This window comes from Streptomyces sp. NPDC059816, assembly GCF_042732055.1.
GTDB lineage: Bacteria > Actinomycetota > Actinomycetes > Streptomycetales > Streptomycetaceae > Streptomyces.
In genome coordinates this window covers 1-24,426 of record NZ_JBHWIQ010000027.1, presented here as the reverse complement: position 1 = coordinate 24,426, position 24,426 = coordinate 1, and the positions used below count along the sequence as shown (strand labels likewise).

Sequence of the window (24,426 nt, the reverse complement as noted above, 5' to 3'; positions counted from 1 at the left end):
GTTGCCCGCGGCAGCCCTCGTCGCGGAACCCGCGCTCACAGCAGCGCCCCGTCCCGGCCCGGCGCGACGGCACGGACCTCGTCCGCGACCATCCGACCGTCCCGCATCCGCACCTGCCGGGGCAGCGACTCGGCGATCTCCCGCTCGTGCGTGATCACGACGACGGTGGTCCCGGCGGCGTTCAGCTCCCACAACAGGTCCATCACCCCGGCGCCCGACTGGGAGTCGAGGGCGCCCGTCGGCTCGTCGGCGAGCAGCAGCGCGGGCTCCCCGGCGACGGCCCGCGCGATCGCGACCCGCTGCCGCTCGCCCCCGGACAGTTCCTGGGGCTCGTGGTCGAGCCGGTGGCCGAGGCCGACCCGCTCCAGCACCTCCGCGGCCCGGCGGCGCCGCTGCCCGGACCGCAGACCGGTGTACAGCAACCCGTCGGCGACGTTGTCCAGGGCGGTGGTCCCGGCCGCCAGGTGGAAGCTCTGGAACACGAACCCGATCCGGGACGCCCGCAGCGCCGACAACTGCGCGTCGTTCAGTTCCCCGACCGCGTAGCCGTCGATGTGGACGTGCCCGGAGGTGGGCCGGTCCAGGGTGCCGAGCAGATTCAGCATGGTCGACTTCCCGGAGCCCGACGGGCCGACGATGGCGACGAGTTCCCCCGGGGCGACGTACAGGGACACCCCGTCCAGCGCGCGTACCCCGCCGGGGTAGGTCCGGGTCACCCGATCCAGCTCGATCACTCCGGAATCCCCACCTTCGTGCCCTCGGTGAGGCCCTCGCCGGTGATCTCGACCCGGCCGTCGGCGAAGAGTCCCGGTTCCACCGCCACGTAGCGGGAGGTGCCGCCCTCCACGACCTCGACGCCGAAGCCGCCCTCCGAGAGGGCCAGCAGCGCGGCGACCGGGACGGTGAGCACGTCCTTGCGGGTGCCGGAGGAGAACTCCACGTCGACCGCGGCCAGCACGTAACGGTCGGCGGCCTTGCGGCCCTTGGCCTCGGACAGACCGATGACGACCTCGACGGTGGTCTGGGCGTCCTCGCCGTCGGTACCGGGAGTGATGACCGTGCTGACCTCGTCCACCACGCCCTTGGCGACGGTGTCGTCCGGCAGCACCACGTCGACCTTGGTGCCCTCCTTCGCCAACTCCTGGTCGGACGGGTCGAGTTCGACGGTGACGGCCTTGGCGATGCCGGTGTACGTGAGGACCTTCCCGCCGGGGGTGAGCGCGGCGCCCTCCTCCGAATCGACACTGTCCACCCGGACCTGACCGGAGGCGAACACGACCCGCCCCAGGTCCACGATCCCGGTCTCCTTCACCCCCAGGTCCTCCTGCCACTCCTTGACGGCCGCGGCGGTCTTGTCGCTGAACTCGTCGTCGACGGTGAACCCGCCGCCGTACCCGAGCGCCACGAGGTTGCGCTCCAACTGCCGCACGTCCTCGCCCTCCACGCCCGAACGCAACGCCCGGTACGCGGGCTTCGACCCGTACAGCAACGTCACCGGCGCGCCGTCCACCTCGTACAGCGCCCCGCCCCGCTTGACGGTCGCACCGGCCTTCGGCACGTCGGTCAACGTCCCGCCGACCCGCGCAGTGGCCGTCCGGGAGGCGCCGAAGCCCAGCGAACCGTCCTCGCTCTGCGCGTCCTTCAGGTCCCGACGGTCCACCTCGGCGGTCTTCGGCGGCAGCGCGGAGTCGTCACGGGTCTCCGCGTCCGCCCCGCCCAGTCCGAGCGTTGCCGCCGCCACGGCCCCGCCCGCGACCAGCACCGCGATCCCGGCGATCAAGCCGCCGCGGCGGGTCCGCCGCTTGCGGCGGGCCACCCGGGGCCCGGCCGCCGAGGCGTTCTCGGGCTCCTCGCGCACCTCCTCCGCGGCGGTCCCCTCCGCGGGAGCGGCAGCGGTCGGTTCGGTCACAGCAGGTCGATCGGCCACCGGCCGCCCGTCCCCCGCCATCAGCCCTTGCCCTGACGCGTCAGTCCGCCGCCCTTGCCCAGCTTGGACTTGCACTCCTTGTCGGCCGCCTCGAAGTCAGGGTCCTCGGCGATGCTCCGGTCCAACCGCATCGCCCCCTTCTCCGGGTCGGGGAACTCGTCCACCCCGTTCTCACGCATGCACTTGGCGTAGTCGCGCATCCCGTTCATCGCCTTGGGGTCGCCGTTCTTCGCCAGGCCCTGCGGAGCCCACTTGCGGCAGGCGGCCATCGCCTTGTCGGCCTTCGCCCGGTCGGTCTTCTTGTTGCTGCCCCCGCCGATCAGCACTCCGCCGTCGGGCCTCGGGTCCTCGACGTCGAGGCCGTTCTTGCGCAGGCACTCGGTCAACTTCAGGGCCCGCTGCTCAGGGCTCAGGCTCTCGGCGGCACCGGGCTCCTTCGACTTCCCGCCGTCCGCCGAAGCAACCTTGTCGCCGCTGCCGCCGCCCCCACACCCGGTGAGCAGCAGGGCGAGGGCCACGGGCACCGCAGCCAGCGCGCCCCGCGTCCTGGATCGCATCGTGTCGTCTCCTCTGGTCGTCTGGTCCACGCGGCGGGCCCGCCGTCAGCACATCGCCCCGGCGGGCCGCCCCGTGGCACCGAGGGAACGCCATCGACTGTTTCTCCGGTGTTTCCGTCAACCCGCCGCAGATACAAGTCGTTTGATGGTTAACGGGGAAGAAACACGGCAGCCGGGACGATGTCCTGACGGCGGGCCCGCACCGGCCCGCCCCCACCCCGCCGCGGACGAGACCCCGGGCGGACCACGGACGGCGAGGAACGGCGGAGGACACGGCATGCGGGTACTCGTGGTGGAGGACGAACCCCTGCTCGCGGACGCCATCGCGGAATGGCTGCGCGGGGAGACCCACGCGGTCGACATCGCGTACGACGGAGCGGCGGCCCTGGAGCGGCTGACGGTCCACGCCTACGACGTGGTCGTCCTCGACCGGGACATCCCGGCCGTCCACGGCGACGAGGTGTGCCGCGAGCTGGTCGGCTGGGGCGCCGCCGCTCGCGTGCTGATGCTGACGGCGGCGGCCCAGGTCGCCGACCGGGTGGCCGGGCTGTCCCTGGGCGCGGACGACTATCTGACGAAGCCGTTCGCGTTCCCGGAACTAGCCGCCCGCGTCCACTCGCTGGGCCGCCGCTCCCGCCCCGCCGCACCACCCGTACTGCGCCGCTCCGGCATCACCCTGGACCCCGCCCGCCGCGAGGTGTACCGCGACGGACGGTACGTACCGCTGTCCCCCAAGGAGTTCGCCGTCCTGGCGGAGCTGCTGCGCGCCGACGGGGCACCCGTATCGGCGGAGACCCTGTTGGAGAAGGCATGGGACGAACACGCCGACCCGTTCTCCGGGGTGGTGCGACTGACCATCCTCAAGCTCCGCCGCAAACTCGACGCGCCCCCGGCCGTCGAAACGGTCACCGGCGTCGGCTACCGCATCCCGTGACCGCCACCCGTGGCCGTCGCGCCCCCCGCAGCCCCCGCCCCGACCGCACCCGCCGCGCCCTGCGGCTGCTGCCCCGCCGGCTGGCCCCGCGCCGCCTGACCCTGCGGGCCCGGCTCACCCTCCTGTACGGGGGACTGTTCCTGGTCGCCGGACTGGTCCTGCTGACCGTCACCAACGTCCTGTTCAACCAGCGGGCCGCTGAGACCGGGCCCAAGCTGATGCCCGACCCGAACTCCGTCACCGTCAGCGGCTCCGTCACCGGTCCCGACGGGCCCATGCCGGACCACACCGCCCGCACCCGGGTCTACCTGATGAAGAACGGTGCGGTCCTCCAGGGCCAGGCAGCCGCCGCGGAGTTCCTCTCCGACGAACAGAAACGGCTGCGGTCGGCCGCCAGGACGGCCCTGCTCACCCAGAGCAGCATCGCCCTGGTCGTGGTCGGCGGGGCGGCGGCCGGCCTCGGCTGGCTCGTCACGGGCCGGGTACTGACCCCGCTGCGCCGGGTCACCGACACCGCCCGGCGGATCGCCGTGGCGCCCGCCGCCGACCGGGGCCTGCACGAACGCATCGCGCTGCACGGCCCCGACGACGAGGTGAAGGACCTCGCGGACACCTTCGACACCATGGTGGAACGCCTCGACCGGTCCTTCGACGGACAGCGCCGCTTCGTCGCGAACGCCTCCCACGAACTGCGCACCCCACTGACCCTGGGCCGGGCCCTGGTCGAAGTGGCGATGCACCGACGGGACGCCTCCGAGGACGTCCAGCAGTTGGGCGAGAACCTCCTGGCGATCAACGTCCGGCACGAACGGCTCATCAACGGACTGCTGATGCTCGCGTCCTCCGAGAACGCGATCACCGAACGGGCCCCCGTGGACCTCGCGGACGTGGTGGAACACGTCGTCGCCCAAAGCACTGCGGAGGCCGCGGCGGCGGAGGTCACCGTCGAGCACACCACCCGGGAAGCCCTCACCACGGGGGACGCACTGCTCCTGGAGCGCCTGGTGCACAACCTGGTGGAGAACGCGGTGCGCCACAACCACGGGCCCGGCGGGCGGCTGGAGATCACCACCGGCCCCGACGCCGCCGAACCCGGCAACGTCCAGGTGACCGTCAGCAACACGGGCCCCGTGATCCCCGCGTACGAGGTCCCGACCCTGTTCGAACCGTTCCGCCGCCGGGGCGCCGAACGACTCGTCAGTGCGAAGGGCGCGGGGCTCGGGCTGTCCATCGTCCGGTCGATCGCCCACGCGCACGACGGCGGGGTCACCGCCCGACCCCGCGAGGGCGGCGGCCTGACGATCACGGTGACCCTCCCGGCCGCCGAAGAATCCGACGGGTTCGCGGACCTCGACACTGACCATTCGGTGGGTATCTAACGAAGAAGTCAGTACTTGTGGGCTCCCACTCCCTGGAAGAGAATTTAGCCAACCACAAGTCGACGCGCTTTCAGAGGAATTCCACGATGTCCGAGTTCACCGCCACCCCCGCTTCCGCTCCCGCCCGAGTTTCCGTTATCGGACTTGGCTTGATGGGATCGGCCCTCGCCGCCGCCCTCCTCAAGGCGGGCCACCAAGTGACGGTGTGGAACCGAAGTCAGGCGAAGGTCGGAATCCTCGCCGCGCAGGGAGCGATTCCCGCGGATTCCCCGGCCGCGGCAATAGCCGCCAGCGACCTGACCATCCTGTGCCTCACCACCTACGACAACGTCAGCGAACTCCTGGAGCCGATCGCCGGCTCCCTCGCCGGCCGCGTCCTCGCCAACCTCACCAACGGCACCCCCGACCAGGCCCGCACCCTCGCCGCCTGGGTCGAGGCACAGGGCGCCGCCTACCTCGACGGCGGCATCATGGCCGTCCCCCAGTTGATCGCCACGCCCGCCGGATACGTCCTCTACAGCGGCGACGAGCAGGCCTACGAGACGCACCGCGCCACCCTGGCCGCGCTCGGCGGCACCCGCTGGACCGGCACCGACCCCGGATTCGCCGCCCTGTACGACATTTCCCTGCTCACCGGCATGTACGGCATGATCACGGGCATCAGCCAGGCGTTCGCCGTGATGCGCTCGGCGGACGTCCCCGCGGCCGAGTTCGGCCCCCTGCTGGAGAGCTGGGTCATCGCGATGACCCAGGGCCTCGTCGCCGACTACACCCAGGCCCTCGACTCCGGTGACCACCTCACCGACGTCGCCAGCCTCGGCATGCAGGCACCCGCCTTCGACAACCTCATGGACCTCTACCGCGCCCAGGGCGTCAGCACCGAGCTCTTCGAACCCCTGGCCGCCCTCCTCAAGCGCTCCGTCGAGGAGGGCCACGGCGCCGACGGACTGTCCCGCCTCGCGGAACTCGTCCGAAAGTAACTACCCCAACGACAAACGAATTCCGAGGAAGCGGGCGCGAATACGTCAACAACAATTCACCGCGTAGCGATACAGAGCCGTACGGTGCTCCACTCTTCCTGTTCCAGCAGAGACCTCATTCACCTACGGAACCAGCCATTACGGGCCGACCATCAAGGCCCATGTGAACGGCCAGCACATCACCGGCCACCTCGCCCGGACGAACTACACGGTCGTGCGCACCGCCAGCACCAAGGACAGGCCCGCCCCCAGCTACGACTCGGCGAGCGGGGACCTGCCCGAGGACAGCAACCTGATCCCCCCACACGGGTCGGGCCCGGCAGCACCACGGTGCCGCCGGGCCCGACCCGTTTCCGAACGGGTGGGGCGGCCCCGACGCCGACGCCTCCACTCGGACCAGGCCTGCGTCCGTGCGGATGTCATCCACTGCTTGAATGGACTGCCGTCTTCGGCCGAGCGAGGAGAAGAGCCGTGCCCCTGGTCTCTGTCGTGATGCCCGTGTACAACTCGGCAGTCACTCTCGGCGCTGCGATCCGGTCGGTACTCACGCAGACCCACAGCGATCTGGAAGTTCTGGCCACCGACGACAAGTCCTCCGACGACTCCATGGACCTGCTCAGGGATTTCGCTCGACAGGACGAACGCGTCCTCCCGGAATCGGCACCCGAACGCGGTGGTGCGGGCCGGGCCCGCAACCTCGCCATCACCCGGGCCCGGGGGGACTACATCGCCTTCCTCGACAGTGACGACATGTGGCTTCCGGAGAAGATCGAACGGCAAGTCACCTTCGCGGCGACTGCCGATACGCCTTTGACGTTCACCTCCTACTACAAGATGGACGCCGAGCATGACGGTGAGAGTGTCGATTTCGCCCCGAACGGGCGCGTGGTCCGGGCACGAGAGCACGTGGACTACCGCGCGATGCTGGTCCAGGACCACATCGGTGCGCTGACCGCCATGTACGACCGCACCGTCCTCGGCACGCGGCTGATGCCGGAGATGCCCAAGCGACAGGACTACGCCCTGTGGCTGTCCATCATGCGTGACGGCATCGACGCCAGGGGCCTTCCCGAGCCGCTGGCGGTGTACAGGTCCCACCGCGCGGGATCGCTGTCCTCGAACAAGCTGTCACTCGTCCCGTACAACTGGTCGTTGTACCGCGAACACGAACAACTGTCGGTTCCGCGGTCGACGCAGGCGCTGGCCGGAGCGGTGTGGCACTCACTGCGGAAGTCACGCATCTAGGACCCGGCCGCCATCCGCCCGCGCCGCCTACGAGACGGCCGGCCCCGCCAGGTCAGCGCCCCGCGCGACCTCAGCCCCGCAACCCCCGCGCCACCTCCGTGGCCCAGTACGTGAGGATCACGCTCGCGCCGGCCCGCTTGATGCCGAGCAGCGACTCCAGGATCGCCCGCTCCCGGTCGATCCACCCCTTCTCCGCCGCCGCCTCGATCATCGCGTACTCACCGGAGATCTGGTACGCGGCCACCGGCACGTCCACCGCGCCCGCGACCCGCGCCAACACGTCCAGGTACGGACCCGCCGGCTTGACCATCACCAGGTCCGCGCCCTCCGCCAGGTCCAGCGCCAACTCCCGCATCGACTCACGGACGTTCGCCGGGTCCTGCTGGTACGTCTTGCGGTCACCGGTGAGCGAGGAACCGACGGCCTCCCGGAACGGACCGTAGAACGCGGACGCGTACTTCGCCGTGTACGCGAGGACCGCCACGTCGTCCCGGTCGATCTGGTCGAGCGCATCGCGGACCACCCCGACCTGACCGTCCATCATCCCGCTGGGCCCCACCACGTGGGCCCCCGCGTCCGCCTGCACCTGCGCCATCTCGGCGTAGCGCTCCAACGTCGCGTCGTTGTCGACCCGGCCCTGCGCGTCGAGCACCCCGCAGTGACCGTGGTCGGTGACCTCGTCCAGACACAGGTCCGACATCACGAGCAGGTCGTCCCCGACCTCGGAGCGCACGGCGCGCAGCGCCATCTGGAGGATGCCGTCCGGGTCGGTCCCCGGGGTCCCCAGCGCGTCCTTCTTGCCCTCCTCGGGCACCCCGAACAGCATGATCCCGGACACCCCGGCCCCCACCGCGTCCACCGCGGCCTTGCGCAGGCTGTCCAGGGTGTGCTGGTACACCCCGGGCATCGACCGGATCGCCACCGGCTCGTTGACGCCCTCCCGCACGAACGCGGGCAGGACCAGGTCCGCGGGGTCCAACCGGGTCTCGGCGACCATCCGGCGCATCACCGCGGTCGACCGCAGCCGCCGGGGACGCACCCCGGGGAAAGAACCGTACTCACTCACGACAACACCAGCTCCGTACCGTCACGGCCCGGGGCGTGTGCCCCGGGTCCCGGATCGGCCCCGGTCGAACGCGGTCCGCCCCCGCCACGGCCGACGGGCCCGGCGACCGCCGCTGGGGCGGGCCGGGCCCGCCCCGGGCGGTTCGGGCGGACCCCCGCCACGGGGCGTCCGCACTGCACTCCAACCTACGGGGTGGCGCGCCTGCGCCGTGCCCCGGGCCGCCGCTCGCTGGGCCGGGTCACGTGTTCGCCCGCCTCCACCGCGGCGTCCCGCCGGGCCGCACCGAAGTCGGCCAGCGCGGCGGCCAACTTGTGCACGGACGGCTCCGGCGCCATCACGTCCACCCGCAGCCCGTGTTCCTCCGCCGTCTTCGCGGTGGCGGGGCCGATGCAGGCGATGACGGTGACGTTGTGCGGCTTCCCGGCGATGCCGACCAGGTTCCGCACGGTCGAGGACGAGGTGAACAGCACCGCGTCGAACCCACCGCCCTTGATCGCCTCCCGGGTGTCCGCCGGCGGCGGCGACGCCCGCACGGTCCGGTAGGCCGTGACGTCGTCCACCTCCCAACCGAGCTCGATCAGCCCGGCCACCAGCGTCTCGGTGGCGATGTCGGCCCGCGGCAGGAACACCCGGTCGATCGGGTCGAACACCGGGTCGTACGGCGGCCAGTCCTCCAGCAGACCGGCGGCCGACTGCTCGCCGCTCGGCACCAGGTCCGGCTTGACCCCGAACGCGACCAGCGCAGCAGCGGTCTGCTCGCCGACCGCGGCGACCTTGATCCCCGCGAACGCCCGCGCGTCGAGCCCGTACTCCTCGAACTTCTCCCGGACCGCCTTCACCGCATTGACGGAGGTGAACGCGATCCACTCGTAGCGGCCGGTGACCAGGCCCTTGACGGCCCGCTCCATCTGCTGCGGGGTCCGCGGCGGCTCCACCGCGATGGTGGGCACCTCGTGCGGCACCGCACCGTAGGAACGCAACTGGTCGGAGAGCGACGCCGCCTGCTCCTTGGTCCGCGGCACCAGCACCCGCCAGCCGAACAGCGGCTTGGACTCGAACCACGACAGACGGTCCCGCTGGGCCGCGGCCGAACACTCGCCGACCACGGCTATCACCGGGCGGCCCCCGTCCGGCGCGGGCAGCACCTTCGCCTGCTTCAGGGCCTGCGCGATCGTCCCGAGCGTCGCCGACCAGGTCCGCTGGCGGGTCGTCGTCCCGCCCACGGTCACCGTCAACGGGGTGTCCGGCTTGCGGCCCGCCGCGACGAGCTCACCCGCCGCCGCGGCCACCGTCTCCAACGTCGCCGAGACCACCAGGGTCCCGTCCGACGCCCCGACCTCGGACCAACAGCGCTCGGACGCGGTCCGCGCGTCCACGAACCGCACGTCGGTGCCCTGCTCGTCGCGCAACGGCACCCCCGCGTACGCGGGCACCCCGACGGCGGCGGCGATCCCGGGCACCACCTCGAAGGGCACCCCGCCGGAAGCGCAGACCAGCATCTCGCCGGCCGCGTACGTGTCGAGGCCGGGATCCCCCGGCACCGCGCGCACGACCCGCTTGCCGCCCCGGGCGGCCTCCATGACAAGATTGGCCGTGTCCCTCAACACGGGACCACCGACGGCAGTTGACGCCCCGTCAGCAGCCTGGTCCGGTGCGCCCGAGGGCGACCGGGGCGAGGCCGCGTCCAGGACGGTGACACCCACCCTGGCGTGCGCCCGGACCACATCGAGCACATCGGGCTCGGCGATCAGTACGTCCGCACCCGCGAGCGCCTCCACGGCGCGCAGGGTCAGCAGCCCCGGATCACCCGGTCCGGCACCCAGGAAGGTGACGTGCCCGTGTGCGGGAACGGCGGAATGGTTCGAGGCGGTGGGGCTCAAAGTTCTCGCTCCCCCATCAGACCGGCCGCGCCCTTGGCCAGCATCTCGGTCGCGAGTTCGCGACCGAGCGCCATGGCCTGCTCCTGCGTGGAGGGCACGGGACCGGTGGTGGACAGCTGCACCAGCGTCGAGCCGTCGGTCGTACCGACGACACCGCGCAAGCGCATCTCCTTGACAATCTGCCCGTCGGCCAACAGGTCGGCCAGCGCCCCGACAGGGGCACTGCAACCGGCCTCCAGGGCGGCGAGCAGGGAACGCTCGGCAGTCACGGCGGCCCGCGTCAACGGGTCGTCCAGTTCCGCGAGCACGGCGACGAGCGACGCGTCCTGCGCGGCGCACTCGATCGCCAGGGCCCCCTGGCCGGGGGCGGGCAGCACCGTGTCGACGGACAGGAAGTCGGTGACCTCACCGATCCGGCCGATCCGATGCAGTCCGGCGGCGGCGAGCACGACGGCGTCGAGCTCCCCGTCCCGTACGTATCCGATGCGCGTGTCCACGTTCCCGCGGATCGCGACCGTCTCGACGGTCATCCCGTGATCCCGGGCGTACGCGTTGAGCTGCGCCATCCGGCGCGGCGAACCGGTACCGATCCGCGCCCCGCTCGGCAGCTCGGGGAAGGTGAGCCCGTCGCGGGCCACCAACACGTCCCGCGGGTCCTCGCGCTCCGGCACCGCCGCCAGCACGAGCCCCTCGGCGGGAGCCGTCGGCAGGTCCTTCAACGAGTGCACCGCGAAGTCCACCTCGCCACGCAGCAGCGCCTCGCGCAGCGCGGCCACGAACACGCCGGTGCCACCGATCTGCGCCAGGTGCTCGCGCGAGGTGTCGCCGTACGTGGTGATCTCGACCAGTTCCACGTCGCGCCCGGTCAACTCCCGGACGGCCCGGGCCACGAGTCCGGACTGGGCGGTGGCGAGCTTGCTGCGCCTGGTCCCCAGCCTCAGTGCCTTCTCAGTCATGCGCGTCCTCGGTTCCTGCCGTTCGTGACGTTCGGGGGGACACCGGTGACGTCCAGGGGTACGCCAGCGATGCCCTGGGGGGCGCCCGTGCGGCCGGGTGCTTCGGCGAGCCGGACGAGGTGGGCCGCGCCCGGCACCTCGATTCCCGACTCACCGCGCGGGTCGGTGTCGTTCCACCGGGGCCGCTCGGCGCGCGAGACGGAGGCGACGGCCTCCGGGTCCAGGTCGAACAGGGTGCGCAGCGCGTCCGCGTACCCCGCACCACCGGGTTCGGCGGCGAGCTCCTTGATCCGTACGGTCGGCGCGTGCAACAGCTTGTCGACCACGCGCTTGACGGTCTGGGTGATCTCCGCGCGTTCCTTGTCGGCGAGATCGGGCAGCCGCCCTTCCAGGCGGGCGATCTCCCCGGCGACGACGTCGGCGGCCATGGTGCGCAGCGCGACCACGGTGGGGGTGATGTGCGCGGCCCGCTGGGCGGCGCCGAAGGTCTCGACCTCGCTGGAGACGATCGTGCGGACCTGGTCGACGTCGGCGGCCATCGGAGCGTCGGCGGACGCCTCGGCGAGGGACTCGATGTCGACGAGCCGGACCCCTTCGAGGTCGTGCACCGCCGCGTCGACGTCCCGGGGCATCGCCAGGTCGAGCAGCACCGGCGAGGTGGCGGGCGCTCCCGACACGGCGTCCTCGACGGCGCGCCCGGCGATGGCGTCGGCCACGTCCTGCGCCGTCAGCACCAGCCCGGACGCCCCGGTGCAGGACACCACGACGTCTGCACGTGTCAGCTCCGCGGCCACCTTGTCCATCGGGACGGCCCGGGCGGAGACGCCCGTGCCACCGGGTTCGCCGAGGATCGCCACCAGGCGCTCGGCGCGGTCCAGGGTCCGGTTGGCGACGACGACCTCGGCGACGCCCGCGCGCGCCAGGGTCGCGGCGGCCAGCGAGGACATCGAACCGGCCCCGATGACCAGGGCCCGCTTGCCCTTCGCCCAGGCGGTGAGCGACGCGGCGGCGTCCCCCGCCACCGGGTCGGTGCCGGCGAACTGCTGGAGCCCGAAGGTGACGAGCGACTGCCCGGCCCGGTCGATCCCGGTCTCGGAGTGGGCGCGCTTGCCGACCCGCAGCGACTGCTGGAAGAGGTCGTTGAGCAGCCGCCCGGCGGTGTGCAGGTCCTGGGAGACGGCGAGGGCGTCCTTGATCTGCGCGAGGATCTGCCCCTCCCCGACGACCATCGAGTCGAGTCCGCAGGCCACCGAGAACAGATGGTGAACGGCCCGGTCCTCGTAGTGGACGTACAGGTGGGGCGTCAGCTCGTCCAGCCCGACGCCGCTGTGCCGGGCGAGCAGGGTGGACAGCTCGGCGACGCCCGCGTGGAACTTGTCGACGTCCGCGTACAGCTCGATGCGGTTGCAGGTGGCGAGGACGGCGGCCTCGGCCGTGGGTTCGGTGGCCAGGGCGTCGTGGAGCAGCTCGCCCTGGCGGGGCCGGGACAGCGTGGCGCGCTCCAGCACGCTCACGGGCGCGGTGCGGTGACTCAGCCCGACGACGAGGAGACTCATGCCGGCATCACGGCGGGTACGTCCCCGTCGGGTCCCTTGCGCGGGGAGCGGGCGCCCTCGGCCACCGCGTCGGTGCCCTTCGCGGGCTCCTCGGCGGCGTCGGCCGCCTCCGCCGCTTCGGTCAGTTCCTCCCCGGCCTTGCGCTGCTCGTGGAAGGCGAGGATCTGGAGTTCGATGGAGAGGTCGACCTTGCGCACGTCGACGCCGTCCGGAACGCTCAGGACGGTCGGCGCGAAGTTGAGGATGGACGTCACCCCGGCGGCGACGAGCCGCTCGCACACCTGCTGCGCGGCCCCGGCGGGCGTGGCGATGACCCCGATGGAGACCCCGTTCTCATCGATGATCTTCTCCAGCTCATCGGTGTGCTGGACGGGGATGCCGGCGACCGGCTTGCCCGCCATCGCCGGATCGGCGTCGATGAGCGCGGCGACCCGGAACCCCCGGGAGGCGAACCCGCCGTAGTTGGCGAGCGCGGCGCCGAGGTTGCCGATGCCGACGATGACCACGGGCCAGTCCTGGGTCAGCCCCAGCTCGCGGGAGATCTGGTACACGAGGTACTCGACGTCGTAGCCGACCCCGCGGGTGCCGTAGGAGCCGAGGTACGAGAAGTCCTTGCGGAGCTTGGCGGAGTTGACGCCCGCCGCCGCCGCCAACTCCTCCGAGGAAACCGTGGGAACCGAGCGCTCGGACAGCCCGTTGAGGGCGCGGAGGTACAGCGGAAGCCGGGCGACGGTGGCCTCGGGAATCCCTCGGCTACGGGTCGCCGGTCGGTGTGTTCGGCCAGTTGCCACGGTGCTCCTGCGGGTAGAGCGGGGCTGTGGGCGGCCGAGTGTGCCGGGACCGCCCCGTCGACAGAAGGCTATGTCTTTGTGAACGCGTGCACAAAGATGGTGTCCGATTTGCCCGGCCAACGTGACCGGGGTCACGCACTCTCGACGCACGTTCCGGGAACCGACGCACGGACACCCAGAACGCTCACCTGAAGGGGGCAAAGCGGAACACACTCCTCAACACAACCCCGCCCCCCGAAGTCGAACCGAAGCCAAGCGGCATCCGAACAGCCACGATCGTAACCCGTCCTTTAGCCCTAAAGTGCCCACTCGATCCCGAATCGCCCCGTGACGGACACCCGTTTCCGGCCAACGCCCGCCCGCCCCACGGGAATCGCCCCCCTCACCCGCCCCCGAGCACCACACATCACACCGGACGCACCCACCCCCGCCCGCACCTCGGCCACCGGACCGGCCCGACCGGAGCCCGCGACGCCCCCGCCGCCCCGGCCTCCGATCAGCCGGTCAGGCCGTCAGGCCGTCAGGGCTCGGCGCAGCCGGTCCTCGCGGACCCGCCAGAAGTCGTGCTGCGCACCGTCCACGAGCACCACCGGGATCTGCTCCGCGTACAAACGGTGCAGCTCCTCGTCCTGGGTGATGTCCTTCGACTCCCAGGCCGCCCCCAGCTCCCCGCACACCTTCTCGATCACGGCCTGCGCGTCCTCGCACAGATGGCACCCCGGCTTGCCGATCAGGGTCACGACACGCTCGGCGGGCGGCTTCTTCTGGGTACGTCGAAAGAGCGGACTCATACGGGCCATTCTCACCCCCGCACCCCGACACCCGGCCCCCGCCCGGCCCCCGCCCGACCCCGGCCGATCCTTGCCGCTCCCGGCCAACCTCCAGCCGCCCCAGCCCGGCCACCCGCGCCGCGGCCGGTCCGCCGCCCCCGCACCGAAGCGGAACCGGCGGCGGCACCGGGAACCGGGCGGGGAGCGCCACCTGCACCACCCGCGGCGCCGAACGCCCCGGCCACCCGCGGTTCACCGGGCCGCCCCCGGGCGGGCGGGGCGCCTCCGAACAAACTGGCTATGCTCACGGCATGGCCGCTCTTCGATGGCTCACCCCCCGTAGGCGCTCCGCCACGGCACGGAGCGTGCTGGCAGGCGAGGCGTCGGCGGAGGCCGCCCGCAAGTCCTCGACCGACCTCGAACCCACTCCGGACGCGCCCGCCGAGGAGACCGCCGGGGCGGCCCCCGAGGCGGAGTTCCCCGTCGTGGGCGACCAGCGCGCCGCCGCCTTCTTCGACCTCGACAACACGGTGATGCAGGGCGCCGCCCTCTTCCACTTCGGCCGCGGGCTGTACAAGCGGAAGTTCTTCGACACCCGCGAGCTGACCCGGTTCGCCTGGCAGCAGACGTGGTTCCGGCTCGCCGGCGTCGAGGACCCCGAGCACATGCAGGACGCCCGCGACTCCGCGCTGTCCATCGTCAAGGGCCACCGGGTCGCCGAACTGATGTCGATCGGCGAGGAGATCTACGACGAGTACATGGCCGACCGCATCTGGCCGGGCACCCGCGCCCTCGCCCAGGCCCACCTGGACGCCGGCCAGAAGGTGTGGCTCGTCACCGCCGCCCCGGTCGAGATCGCCACGGTGATCGCCCGCCGGCTGGGCCTGACCGGTGCGCTCGGCACGGTCGCCGAGTCCGTCGGCGGCGTCTACACCGGCAAGCTCGTCGGCGAACCCCTGCACGGCCCGGCCAAGGCCGAGGCGGTGCGCGCGCTCGCCGGCGCCGAGGGCCTCGACCTGGGCCGGTGCGCCGCGTACAGCGACTCGCACAACGACATCCCCATGCTGTCCCTGGTCGGCCACCCCTACGCGATCAACCCGGACAGCAAGCTCCGCAAGCACGCCCGGGCCCGCGAGTGGCGACTGCGCGACTACCGCACGGGCCGCAAGGCGGCGAAGGTCGGCATCCCCGCGGCGGCCGGCGTGGGCGCCGTGGCGGGCGGCACCGCAGCGGCGATCGCCCTGCACCGCAAGACGCGCCGCTGACCGACCCCGCGTCGTCCTCCCGCCCGCGGGCCGTGGCCTGTGTTTGGCGGGATTGCACGTACCGCCACCCCTGCCGGGGGCCCGCCCGGCACGTGCACGCAGACGGCCCGCAGACAGAATCCGCCACAACACACCTGGCTCCCACCCCCAAAGCGATCCATCTCGATCAACAATTGCTCACTCTCAGCTAGTTAAACGGACACGAAGCGAAACCAGAACCGCCGTATTCGATGATTTGAGCAACTGGGTGTAGCACCGCCTGTACGAAGCGTTATTCTCCTCAGACGCAACCGGTACCCACACGTCGCCACGACGGGTGAACGGTCCCGCACAGCACGTGATGCAAGCTCTGCCTCTGGGAGTCCCGTGTACCCACACGTCGGGGTTGACGCCTCGGGCCTGGCTACGCTGCGCGCAACGGTCCTCGACCACCTGCGCGGCTTCGTCCCCACCGCGTACGCCGTCCCCGCATACGCAGTCCCCGCACCACCCGCGCCATCCGTCCGTCGTCCGACCGACTGCCCCCGTCCCTCCGTCCGCACGCCCCGGGCCCCCGGCCCGACCGGCCGCTGCTACGCCCTGGCCGACGGCAGCCCGACCGCCGTCACCCGCCGGGGCCGCGGCGGCACCACGACCACCGTCCGCCGCCCGGCTGCGGACAGCGACAGCGCCCGCATGATGGAGCTGGTCGAACGCGCCCAGTCCGGCGAGGCCGAAGCCTTCGGCCGGCTCTACGACCAGTACAGCGACACCGTCTACCGCTACATCTACTACCGCGTCGGCAGCAAGGCCACCGCCGAGGACCTCACCAGCGAGACCTTCCTGCGCGCCCTGCGCCGGATCGGCACGTTCACCTGGCAGGGCCGCGACTTCGGCGCCTGGCTGGTCACCATCGCCCGCAACCTCGTCGCCGACCACTTCAAGAGCAGCCGCTTCCGCCTCGAAGTGACCACCGGCGAGATGCTCGACGCCAACGAGGTCGAGCGCAGCCCCGAGGACTCCGTCCTGGAGGCCCTGTCCAACGCGGCGCTGCTCGAAGCAGTCCGCCGCCTCAACCCCCAGCAGCAGGAGTGCGTGACCCTCCGGTTCCTCCAGGGACTGTCGGTCGCCGAGACCGCCCGGGTCATGGGCAAGAACGAGGGCGCGATCAAGACCCTCCAGTACCGGGCGGTCCGCACCCTCGCCCGACTCCTCCCGGACGACGCCCGCTGAACCGGGGGTCACCTCCGTGGAGGACCTCCGCGGAGAGCGCCCCCGTACGCACCGCCCCAGCCGCCCCACCGGCCCCGCCTGATCCGGGAAACCGATCCCGACACGGTACGCGACGATCAACTCACCATGCGTAAGCGACATTTGGCCGGCACGTCCGGTCGTCGAGCGTCCGTAACCGAAGTGCCGCGCCACTCGTTGTCCGGGATACAGGCTCCCCGTGGTCAACCCCGACCATCTCTGCTCCCTCGAACGGGTGGAAGCCCTCGGGGAATGGAACCCTCAGGACCCCCTGGGGAGTCGACCGTCATGACGAGAGGAGGTGCCGCCAGTGATCGCGAACGTATCGGCGCACCGGCGGGCGAACGCCTTCGCCCAGGCCCTGGAGGATTCGGGCCCGGGTACGCCCGGCCAGGCGGCCGAGCAGTCCCAGCAGTCCGAGCCACCGTACGAGCCGCAGTCCGAGCCACCCGGCCAGTCCGGCGAATCCGGCCGGCCCGAACGATCCACCCGGGCGAACGACCAGCGGACCGAAGCCGCCCGCATGCTCACCCTGGCGAACGGCCTCACCGCCGTACCCAGACCCACCCTGGACCCCGAGGTCAAGGTCGTCCAGCGCGCCCAGCTCGTGGCCGCCATGGAGGCCATGCTGAGGGAGGGCGCAGGCGGTGGGGCGACGGACCCTTCGGTGCCCGAGCAGCGGACCCGCAAGGGGACGAAGGGCGCCCACCGGGCCGGACCGCTGCGAAAACTGCGCCCCCGCACCCGGCTGAGCAAGGGCCTCGCCGCCGGCGGCCTCACCATCAGCGTTGCTGCGGGCGCCCTGGGGGGCGTGGCCGCAGCGAGCGGCGACGCCCTGCCCGGTGACACCCTCTACGGCCTGAAACGGGGCATGGAGGACGTCAAGCGGGGCCTTGCCGACAGCGACACCGACCGCGGCGAGCTCTACCTCGACCAAGCGTCCACCCGCCTCCACGAAGCCCGCAGGCTCATGGACCGCGGACGCGGCGGCCACCTCGACCACGAGTCCGTCACCGAGGTCCGCCGCACCCTGAACGGCATGCGACACGACGCCGCCGAGGGCCACCGCCTCCTGCTCGCCGCCTACGAACGCGACGGCTCACTCGGCCCCATCCAGGCGCTCTCCGCCTTCTCGCGCTCCCACCGCGACAGCTGGAGCACCCTCCGCGAAACCCTCCCCGTCCAGCTCGGCGACGTCAGCGAACAGGTCAGCTCCGTCTTCGACGCCCTGGAACAGGAGGTGGAACCCCTGCGCTCCCTGCTGCCCCGACGCCCCGCACCCAGCGGCACCCCGGACAGCGGCGGCCCCGCCACCGACCGCACCCCGACCGGCCCGACCCCCGGCGGCGCCGAACGCACCGCACCCGCCCGCCCCAGCGGCGGCGAGAGCGGCGACACCCGGGAACGCGGCACCGGCGGCGCCAGCGACCGCCCCGCACCCTCCGCGTCGAGCCCCGGCAAGGACGGCAAGAGCGGTGCGGACGGCAAGGACGGCGCCCTCATCGGCGGCGGCACCGGCGGACTGCTCGACCCGCCCCGAGGCCGCGACCCCGGGAGCCCCACCGCCTCCGACAAGCCCTCCGCGGACCCCGAGCCGGACGTCACCCTCCCGCCGCTCCTCCCCGGTCTCCTCCCGGACCTCGGCATCGACGCCAAGGACACCCGCCCGTAGGCCACGGGGGTGGGTGGGGGCACCCTCGGGAGGCGCGCCCCCACCCACCGGGTCACCGACCGCCTAGAAGAACACCGACCGCCGCTGCACCAACAGCTTGTACAGCGTGTGCTGGATCTGCTCCCGCACCTGATCGGTCAGATCGAACATCAACATCGGGTCCTCCGCCGCCTCCGGCGGATATCCGTCCGTCGGGATCGGCTCCCCGAACTGGATCGTCCACTTCGTCGGCAGCGGCAACGCCCCCAGCGGACCCAGCCACGGGAAGGTCGGCGTGAGCGGGAAGTACGGCACCCCCAGCAACCGCGCCAGCGTCTTCGCGTTCCCCAACATCGGGTAGATCTCCTCCGCCCCGACGATCGAACACGGCACGATCGGCTTCCCCGCCCGCAACGCCGTCGACACGAACCCGCCCCGCCCGAACCGCTGGAGCTTGTACCGCTCCCCGAACGGCTTGCCGATGCCCTTGAACCCCTCCGGCATCACCCCGACCAACTCGTCGCGGCGCAACAGCGCCTCCGCGTCCTGAGCACACGCCAGCGTGTGCCCGGCCTTCCGCGCCAACTCGTTGACCACCGGCAACATGAACACCAGGTCCGCCGCCAACAGCCGCAGGTGCCGCCCCCGCGGATGATGGTCGTGGACGGCCACCTGCATCATCAGCCCGTCCAACGGCAACGTCCCCGAGTGGTTCGCGACGATCAGCGCACCCCCCTCGTCCGGGATGTTCTCGACACCGCGCACCTCGACCCGGAAGTACTTCTCGTACACCGGCCGCAGCAACGACATCAGCACCTGATCGGTCAGCTCCGCGTCGAACCCGAAGTCATCGACCTCGTACTCACCGGTCAACCGTCGCCGCAGGAACGCCAAACCGCCGCTGATCCGCTCCTCCCAGCCACCCGGCCGCCGCTCCTGCGCCCCGTCGCCCTCCCCCTCGTCACCCCGCGGACCGGGCGCCGCACCGGGCAGCGCCGTCACCTCCGCGGGCTCCTCCGGCGGGCCGGGGCGCCGCGCGGCGGGCGCCCGGCGCCGGGCCGGGCGCTGCGCACCGGTGCGCGACCGGTCGTCGTCGAACGGGATGACCTTGGCGTCCGCCATATCGTGCTGCACTCCTCGATCGGCACCCCCGCCACGGCCATGGGCGTGGGCGCGCTGCGTCAGGTCCGGATGCCGCTCACCGGATCGGGCACCGTGCGTCGCGCGACCCGGTCGACCACCCGGGCCAAGGCCGCGGGCGGCAGCAGTCCGGGCCCCCGGCTGCGTACGAAGTCCGCGAAGGTCTCCGCGGTCGTGTACCGGGGACGGTAGCCGAGGGTCTCGTGCAGTTGGCGCGTCGCCACGACCCGCCCGTGCGTCAGCAGCCGCACCTGCTCCGGCGAGAAGTCCGACAGGTTCAGCGCCCGCAGCGCCGACCCCGCCCACGTCACCGCCGGCAGTAGCGTCGGCACGGTGGGCCGCCCCAACCGGCGCGCGCACTGCGACAACAGCAGCACCCCGTCACCGGCCACGTTGAACGTCCCGCTGTTCAGCGTCCCCGGCACCGGGTCGCCCGCGGCGATCCGCAGCACCTCGACCACGTCGTCCTCGTGCACGAACTGGAGCCGCGGGTCGTACCCGAACACCGTCGGCAGCACCGGCAGCGAGAAGTACCCGGTGAGCGGGGTGTCCAGCCGCGGCCCCAGGATGTTGGCGAACCGCAGCACGCACACCGCGACGTCGGGACGACGACGCGCGAAGCCCCGTACGTACCCCTCGACCTCGACGGCGTCCTTGGCGAACCCGCCGCTCGGCAGGGACTTGGGGGGCGTGGTCTCGTCGAACACCGCCGGGTCGCGCGGCGCCGAGCCGTACACGTTCGTCGACGACTTCACGACCAACCGCCGCACCGTCGGCGACTTCTGGCACGCCCCGAGGAGCTGCATCGTCCCGATGACGTTGGTCTCCTTGAGCGCGGCCCGACCACCACCGCCCGGCGGGGTGCCGGTGACGTCCAGGTGGACCACCGTGTCCACGGCGTGCTCGGCGAGGACCCGCCCGATCGCCGGCCGCCGGATGTCCGCGCGCACGAACACGGCGCCCTCCAGCGGGCTCGCCGGCTCCACCGCGTCCACCGCCACCACCCGCTCGACTTCCGGGTCCCCCAGGACGCGTCGGACGAACGCACCGCCCAACTGCCGGGCCGCCCCGGTCACGAGCACGACCTCGCCCACGTTCCGCGCCTGCCTTCCCCGCCTCCGCCGCACCACCGCCGCGTGGAGTCCGCCGTGCCCGGTCGTGGCCCGACCGGTGCCTGGCCGCCACGTTAGCGGGTCGCCACCGGAGGCGAACGTCCGTCCCGCCGCGGGGCGACGGAAAGCAGACACCGCACCAAACGACTGTGGCCCTCCCACCGAAGTGGAAGGGCCACAGAGCGCCGTCGCGGCGCGACACGAAGCAGCTCCCGGAGGGGGCCAGCCGACGACCGCCACCGATGCCCGGGAGCAGTGCTCCCGGACCACCGGACGACCTGGGCCGACCGCTCCTCCGTGAAGGGGAACTACTTCTTGTTGCGACGCTGCACGCGAGTGCGCTTCAGCAGCTTGCGGTGCTTCTTCTTCGCCATCCGCTTGCGCCGCTTCTTGATTACAGAGCCCACGTCAACCCTCGCTCACTTCTGGGACAACCCCTGCTCAGCAGGGACAATCACTCGGTGCGGGGCTGCATTGGGGCCCACACGACCTACGAGGGGCTAGCCTACCCCGCCCGAGCTCCCAGTCTGTAATCGAGGGTGACGATCAGGCGGTGTCCACCCCCACATAGGAGTCGCGCAGGTACTCGTGAACGGCGTTCTCCGGAACTCGGAAGGACCTCCCCACCCTGATCGCGGGCAGATGACCACTGTGCACCAACCGGTACACGGTCATCTTGGACACTCGCATCACCGAGGCGACTTCCGCCACGGTCAAGAACTGGACCTCGCTCAGAGGCCGATCGGCAGCAGCCATGACACACCTGAACCTTCCACACATGACGGGCACCGGCTTCCCCTCCGGTGACTCCTCGTCGCTGTGCGCTCACTCCCCAGACTAGGGGCGGGTGATGCGAGTGGGGAAGAGGAGCAGCGATCGGCGGCCTACTGTGACAGACACGCCCGTTTGAGTACATAGCGAGTGAGCGGCCGGTAGTAAACAGAGCGCGCAGCGTCATCGAGCGGCACCGCCACGGATACCTTCCCCTCCGCCTCCCCCACGAACAGCGCGGGATCGTCGGAATCCCCCAGGCCGATCGCGTCGAACCCCAGCTGACCTGCCCCGCAGACCCAACCGTGGTCCCCGATGACCAACCCGGGCAGCGGCCCTCCGGAGGCCGCACAGGCCGCCAGCGCCACCCTCACGGGCAGCGGAGAATGGGTGTGCGCGCCGGTCTCACGCCCGGCGCACGGCGCATCGCGTTCCCGAACCAGTGCAACGCCCCGTACGTAGTCGAGACGATGCCCGCGTAGGCCGAACCGGGTCGTTATGTCGACAGAGTCACCGGCACCGGGGGTGAGGACTTCACATCCAGCCGCCGACAGGGCACCGGCCAAACTGGCGTAGAACTCCAACAGCCGATCCGGATGTCCGGTGCCCAACAGAACGGCCTCGCGCCGCCCGACCGCCACCGCGATCCGCTCCGCGAACCCGTCCAGCGCCGCGACCGTCCGCCGCGGGTCGATCACGTCCCGCCCGGTCCGGCACTCCGGGTCCCCCGACACCCCGCACCGGTCGGCCATCAGCGCCATCACCTGCGCCGCGCTCCACTCGCCGAGCGGGTCGAGCCCCAGCAGCGCCCGCGGGTCCCGGTCGGCGAAGAGCCGGTACCTGCGCAGGCTCCCCTCCCGCGAGGTGCTGACCTCGCCGGCGAGCCCCGCCCCCACCACGTAGCCCCGCAGCCATCCCGCGCCCGTCATTCCGTCATGGTCCGTCACCCGGGGCCGTCGCGTACCCGGAACGCCCCCGGCCCCCTCGAACGGCCGAACCGACCGACTGCGCCCACCGCCACCGCCACCGAGCACTACGGACCGGGCCCGGCGGGCAACGGCCGAGCGGTCAGGCCAGCAGCCCCCGCAGCGGGAACACGGCCCGCCGTGCGGCGAGCACGGCCTGGTCGAGCCGGTCGGCGGGGTCGTACCCGGCGTCCCAGTCGGCCCAACCGACGGGCCACCGACCGTCGGTCATCCGTCGGGGCCCCGGCATCCTGGTCTTCGCGAAGACCTCCTGCCGCCACTCCTGCGGCACCTCGGCGGTCGGCTCCACGGGCGCCCCCGCGGCGATCCCCACCAGGTGCGTCCACGACCGCGGCACCACCTCGACCACCGCGTACCCGCCGCCCCCGAGGGCCACCCAGCGCCCGTCCGCGTACGCGTGCGCCAGGTCGTGGCAGGCCAGTTGCACGGCCCGTTGGGCGTCCAGGGACACGGCGAGGTGCGCGAGCGGGTCCTCGAAGTGCGTATCGGCCCCGTGCTGGGTCACGAGGACCTGCGGACGGAACTCCGCGAGCAGTTCGGGCACCACCGCGTGGAAGGCCCGCAACCAGCCCCCGTCGCCGGTCCCCGCGGGCAGCGCGACGTTCACCGCCGACCCCGGAGCCGCGTCCCCGCCCGTCTCCTGGGGCCACCCGGTGCCCGGGAACAGCGTCCGCGGGTGTTCGTGCAGCGAGACGGTCAGCACCCGGGGGTCGTCCCAGAACGCGGTCTGGACGCCGTCCCCGTGGTGCACGTCCACGTCCACGTACGCGACCCGCTCGGCACCCAGCTCCAGCAGCCGCGCGATCGCCAACGACGCGTCGTTGTACACACAGAACCCCGCGGCGGAGCCCGGCATGGCGTGGTGCAGTCCGCCTGCGAAGTTCACCGCGTGCAGCGCGTCGCCCCGCCACACCGCCTCGGCCGCCCCCACCGACTGTCCGGCGATCAACGCGGACACCTCGTGCATGCCCGCGAACGCCGGATCGTCCATGGTGCCGAGGCCGTACGAGCCGTCCGCGGAACCCGGGTCGGCGGAGACCGCCCGCACCGCGTCGATGTAGTCCTGACGGTGCACGAGCCGCAGCGTGGAGTCCCCGGCCCGCCCGGCGGCGACCGTCTCGATCCGCCGGTCCAGTGCGAAGGCCCGCACCAGACTGCGCGTCAGATCCAGTCGAACCGGGTTCATCGGGTGATCCGGCCCGAAGTCGTAGCCCGTCACCGCTTCGTCCCACATCAACCGTGCGTGCCCGCTCATGCCGATCACCGTATCGGTCCGGCTGGGACGGCGACCGCAGGGGCGGCCCGCGGTGCTCAGTCCAGCAGTGCGTACAGCTCCCGCATGTCCCCGAACAGCCCGGTGACGTCGCCGAGTCGTTCGGCGGGCATCATCGCGGTGAACCCGTACACGTCCATGCCGGCCGAGACCGCCGCCCGGACCCCGAGCGGGCTGTCCTCGATCACCACGCAGCGCTCGGGGGCCACGCCCATCTGCCGGGCCGCGTGCAGGAACAGGTCCGGCGCGGGCTTGCCCCGTCCCACGTCCTCCGCGCTGAACACCCGCTCCGGGCCGAACCACCGGTCCAGCCCCGTCGTACGGTGGCCCACGCCGATCCGCTCGTGGCTGCCGGAGGAGGCGAGGCAGTAGGGGACGCCGTCGGCCACCAGCCGCTCCAGCACGTCGACGACCCCGGGTACGGGTTTCAGCTCCCGTACGAAGCCGGCCGCCGTCCGCGCCTGGATCTCACGGTCGAAGTCCGCCGGCAGTCGCTGTCCGGTGCGCTCCTCGACGAGGTCGTGCACCCGGTGCACCGCGGCCCCCATGTAGTCCCGCAAGGAGTCCTCGTACGTGGTCGGGTGCCCCAGTTCGGTGAGATAGGCCGCGAGGATGCGGTTGGCGAGCGGTTCGCTGTCCACGAGGACACCGTCGTTGTCGAAGACCACCAGTTCGTAGCGCATGCCTCCGAGCCTAAGGGTCGTCCGCAACTCCCCCCGCGTGGACGGTCCGTGGGGAACCCGGCCCTTTCCCGGCCCGCCTCGCGGAGGTCGCCCGGGGCGAGACGGGAGACTCCCGCACGCCTCGGTGAGACGGGACGGCGGGTGACGCCCGTGGCCGCGGGCGGCGCCGTGGCGGAAAACAAAAAAGAGCTGTGGGCCCCGGAGGAATAACCCTCCAGAGCCCACAGCTCTCTTATTCAAAATTTGTTCGGCGGCGTCCTACTCTCCCACAGGG

At 72.1% G+C, this 24,426-nt stretch carries 23 protein-coding genes; 7 read left to right on the top strand and 16 right to left on the bottom strand.

The window, feature by feature from the left end:
• Window positions 1-35: 35 nt before the first annotated feature.
• The 3 genes from ACFV88_RS28940 to ACFV88_RS28930 are packed head-to-tail and all read right to left on the bottom strand — an operon-like array spanning window position 36 to window position 2,484.
• The gene (locus ACFV88_RS28940; protein WP_385494913.1) at window positions 36-734 is read right to left on the bottom strand and encodes an ABC transporter ATP-binding protein; all 699 of its coding nucleotides are present in this window, start codon (window positions 732-734) and stop codon (window positions 36-38) included.
• Complete coding sequence (locus ACFV88_RS28935) at window positions 731-1,909, bottom strand: peptidoglycan-binding protein (RefSeq protein ID WP_385494911.1); 1,179 nt, start codon at window positions 1,907-1,909, stop codon at window positions 731-733. Before ACFV88_RS28935 ends, ACFV88_RS28940 begins: the two co-directional genes overlap by 4 nt.
• A gap of 38 nt (window positions 1,910-1,947) precedes the next feature.
• Window positions 1,948-2,484 (bottom strand): hypothetical protein, encoded by a 537-nt coding sequence (locus ACFV88_RS28930; protein ID WP_385494910.1) that lies wholly within the window; start codon window positions 2,482-2,484, stop codon window positions 1,948-1,950.
• 277 nt (window positions 2,485-2,761) lie between these two features.
• On the opposite strand from ACFV88_RS28930, the gene ACFV88_RS28925 reads away from it, so the two are divergent.
• The 4 genes from ACFV88_RS28925 (at window position 2,762) to ACFV88_RS28910 (ending at window position 7,022) form a co-directional block, all read left to right on the top strand.
• Entirely contained in the window at window positions 2,762-3,418 is a 657-nt protein-coding gene (locus ACFV88_RS28925) for a response regulator transcription factor (protein WP_385494909.1), read from the top strand.
• Window positions 3,415-4,797, top strand: coding sequence for a sensor histidine kinase (locus tag ACFV88_RS28920; protein WP_385494908.1), 1,383 nt, complete (start codon window positions 3,415-3,417; stop codon window positions 4,795-4,797). Before ACFV88_RS28925 ends, ACFV88_RS28920 begins: the two co-directional genes overlap by 4 nt.
• An 86-nt stretch (window positions 4,798-4,883) precedes the next feature.
• Window positions 4,884-5,777, top strand: coding sequence for an NAD(P)-dependent oxidoreductase (locus ACFV88_RS28915; protein WP_385494907.1), 894 nt, complete (start codon window positions 4,884-4,886; stop codon window positions 5,775-5,777).
• Between the two features lie 471 nt (window positions 5,778-6,248).
• Window positions 6,249-7,022, top strand: coding sequence for a glycosyltransferase family 2 protein (locus tag ACFV88_RS28910; RefSeq protein ID WP_385494905.1), 774 nt, complete (start codon window positions 6,249-6,251; stop codon window positions 7,020-7,022).
• A 70-nt stretch (window positions 7,023-7,092) separates the two neighbouring features.
• Here the strand turns inward: ACFV88_RS28910 and hemB are convergent, their stop codons facing one another.
• The 6 genes from hemB to ACFV88_RS28880 all read right to left on the bottom strand — a co-directional run bounded on the left by hemB (window position 7,093) and on the right by ACFV88_RS28880 (window position 14,071).
• On the bottom strand, window positions 7,093-8,088 hold the full coding sequence (hemB, locus tag ACFV88_RS28905) for a porphobilinogen synthase (protein WP_385494904.1): 996 nt from the start codon (window positions 8,086-8,088) through the stop codon (window positions 7,093-7,095).
• Window positions 8,089-8,273: 185 nt separating this feature from the next.
• Entirely contained in the window at window positions 8,274-9,968 is a 1,695-nt protein-coding gene (locus ACFV88_RS28900; protein WP_385494903.1) for a uroporphyrinogen-III synthase, read from the bottom strand.
• Window positions 9,965-10,924 carry a hydroxymethylbilane synthase gene (gene hemC / locus ACFV88_RS28895; RefSeq protein WP_385494902.1) on the bottom strand — a complete coding sequence of 320 codons (960 nt, stop codon included), beginning with the start codon at window positions 10,922-10,924 and terminating at the stop codon, window positions 9,965-9,967. The genes ACFV88_RS28900 and hemC overlap by 4 nt, the downstream gene beginning before the upstream one ends.
• Window positions 10,921-12,480, bottom strand: coding sequence for a glutamyl-tRNA reductase (locus ACFV88_RS28890; RefSeq protein ID WP_385494901.1), 1,560 nt, complete (start codon window positions 12,478-12,480; stop codon window positions 10,921-10,923). Before ACFV88_RS28890 ends, hemC begins: the two co-directional genes overlap by 4 nt.
• A complete protein-coding gene (locus ACFV88_RS28885) occupies window positions 12,477-13,271 on the bottom strand; it encodes a redox-sensing transcriptional repressor Rex (RefSeq protein WP_385494900.1) in 795 nt (264 codons plus the stop codon). Before ACFV88_RS28885 ends, ACFV88_RS28890 begins: the two co-directional genes overlap by 4 nt.
• A 512-nt stretch (window positions 13,272-13,783) precedes the next feature.
• Complete coding sequence (locus tag ACFV88_RS28880) at window positions 13,784-14,071, bottom strand: glutaredoxin family protein (RefSeq protein ID WP_385494899.1); 288 nt, start codon at window positions 14,069-14,071, stop codon at window positions 13,784-13,786.
• 281 nt (window positions 14,072-14,352) lie between these two features.
• Between ACFV88_RS28880 and ACFV88_RS28875 the strand changes: the two genes are divergently transcribed.
• From ACFV88_RS28875 to ACFV88_RS28865, 3 genes are all read left to right on the top strand, one after another.
• Entirely contained in the window at window positions 14,353-15,306 is a 954-nt protein-coding gene (locus ACFV88_RS28875; RefSeq protein WP_385494898.1) for an HAD family hydrolase, read from the top strand.
• Window positions 15,307-15,672: 366 nt separating this feature from the next.
• Entirely contained in the window at window positions 15,673-16,518 is an 846-nt protein-coding gene (locus tag ACFV88_RS28870; RefSeq protein WP_385494897.1) for an ECF subfamily RNA polymerase sigma factor, BldN family, read from the top strand.
• 328 nt (window positions 16,519-16,846) lie between these two features.
• Window positions 16,847-18,208, top strand: a complete 1,362-nt coding sequence (locus ACFV88_RS28865; protein WP_385494895.1) for a DUF5667 domain-containing protein — start codon at window positions 16,847-16,849, stop codon at window positions 18,206-18,208.
• Window positions 18,209-18,271: 63 nt separating this feature from the next.
• On the opposite strand, the gene ACFV88_RS28860 is transcribed toward ACFV88_RS28865, so the two are convergent.
• The 7 genes from ACFV88_RS28860 to ACFV88_RS28830 form a co-directional block, all read right to left on the bottom strand.
• Complete coding sequence (locus ACFV88_RS28860; protein WP_385494894.1) at window positions 18,272-19,309, bottom strand: lysophospholipid acyltransferase family protein; 1,038 nt, start codon at window positions 19,307-19,309, stop codon at window positions 18,272-18,274.
• Window positions 19,310-19,368: 59 nt separating this feature from the next.
• A complete protein-coding gene (locus tag ACFV88_RS28855; RefSeq protein WP_385494892.1) occupies window positions 19,369-20,421 on the bottom strand; it encodes an NAD-dependent epimerase/dehydratase family protein in 1,053 nt (350 codons plus the stop codon).
• Window positions 20,422-20,747: 326 nt separating this feature from the next.
• Window positions 20,748-20,846, bottom strand: a complete 99-nt coding sequence (locus tag ACFV88_RS28850; RefSeq protein ID WP_003948845.1) for a 30S ribosomal protein bS22 — start codon at window positions 20,844-20,846, stop codon at window positions 20,748-20,750.
• A gap of 139 nt (window positions 20,847-20,985) precedes the next feature.
• Entirely contained in the window at window positions 20,986-21,195 is a 210-nt protein-coding gene (locus ACFV88_RS28845; protein ID WP_351249121.1) for a helix-turn-helix domain-containing protein, read from the bottom strand.
• 128 nt (window positions 21,196-21,323) lie between these two features.
• The gene (locus ACFV88_RS28840) at window positions 21,324-22,139 is read right to left on the bottom strand and encodes a phosphatase (RefSeq protein ID WP_385494891.1); all 816 of its coding nucleotides are present in this window, start codon (window positions 22,137-22,139) and stop codon (window positions 21,324-21,326) included.
• 139 nt (window positions 22,140-22,278) lie between these two features.
• On the bottom strand, window positions 22,279-23,451 hold the full coding sequence (locus ACFV88_RS28835) for an acetoin utilization protein AcuC (RefSeq protein WP_385494890.1): 1,173 nt from the start codon (window positions 23,449-23,451) through the stop codon (window positions 22,279-22,281).
• A gap of 56 nt (window positions 23,452-23,507) precedes the next feature.
• Complete coding sequence (locus ACFV88_RS28830; protein WP_385494889.1) at window positions 23,508-24,152, bottom strand: HAD family hydrolase; 645 nt, start codon at window positions 24,150-24,152, stop codon at window positions 23,508-23,510.
• Window positions 24,153-24,426: the final 274 nt, after the last annotated feature.

Bases quoted from the DNA above. Each gene is read 5' to 3' on its own strand.
- ACFV88_RS28930 (WP_385494910.1), bottom strand. From the start codon at position 2,484: ATGCGATCCAGGACGCGGGGCGCGCTGGCTGCGGTGCCCGTGGCCCTC.
- ACFV88_RS28925 (WP_385494909.1), top strand. From the start codon at position 2,762: ATGCGGGTACTCGTGGTGGAGGACGAACCCCTGCTCGCGGACGCCATC.
- ACFV88_RS28915 (WP_385494907.1), top strand. From the start codon at position 4,884: ATGTCCGAGTTCACCGCCACCCCCGCTTCCGCTCCCGCCCGAGTTTCC.
- hemC (WP_385494902.1), bottom strand. From the start codon at position 10,924: ATGACTGAGAAGGCACTGAGGCTGGGGACCAGGCGCAGCAAGCTCGCC.
- ACFV88_RS28890 (WP_385494901.1), bottom strand. From the start codon at position 12,480: ATGAGTCTCCTCGTCGTCGGGCTGAGTCACCGCACCGCGCCCGTGAGC.
- ACFV88_RS28880 (WP_385494899.1), bottom strand. From the start codon at position 14,071: ATGGCCCGTATGAGTCCGCTCTTTCGACGTACCCAGAAGAAGCCGCCC.
- ACFV88_RS28875 (WP_385494898.1), top strand. From the start codon at position 14,353: ATGGCCGCTCTTCGATGGCTCACCCCCCGTAGGCGCTCCGCCACGGCA.
- ACFV88_RS28860 (WP_385494894.1), bottom strand. From the start codon at position 19,309: ATGGCGGACGCCAAGGTCATCCCGTTCGACGACGACCGGTCGCGCACC.
- ACFV88_RS28845 (WP_351249121.1), bottom strand. From the start codon at position 21,195: ATGGCTGCTGCCGATCGGCCTCTGAGCGAGGTCCAGTTCTTGACCGTG.
- ACFV88_RS28840 (WP_385494891.1), bottom strand. From the start codon at position 22,139: ATGACGGGCGCGGGATGGCTGCGGGGCTACGTGGTGGGGGCGGGGCTC.
- ACFV88_RS28835 (WP_385494890.1), bottom strand. From the start codon at position 23,451: ATGAGCGGGCACGCACGGTTGATGTGGGACGAAGCGGTGACGGGCTAC.
- ACFV88_RS28830 (WP_385494889.1), bottom strand. From the start codon at position 24,152: ATGCGCTACGAACTGGTGGTCTTCGACAACGACGGTGTCCTCGTGGAC.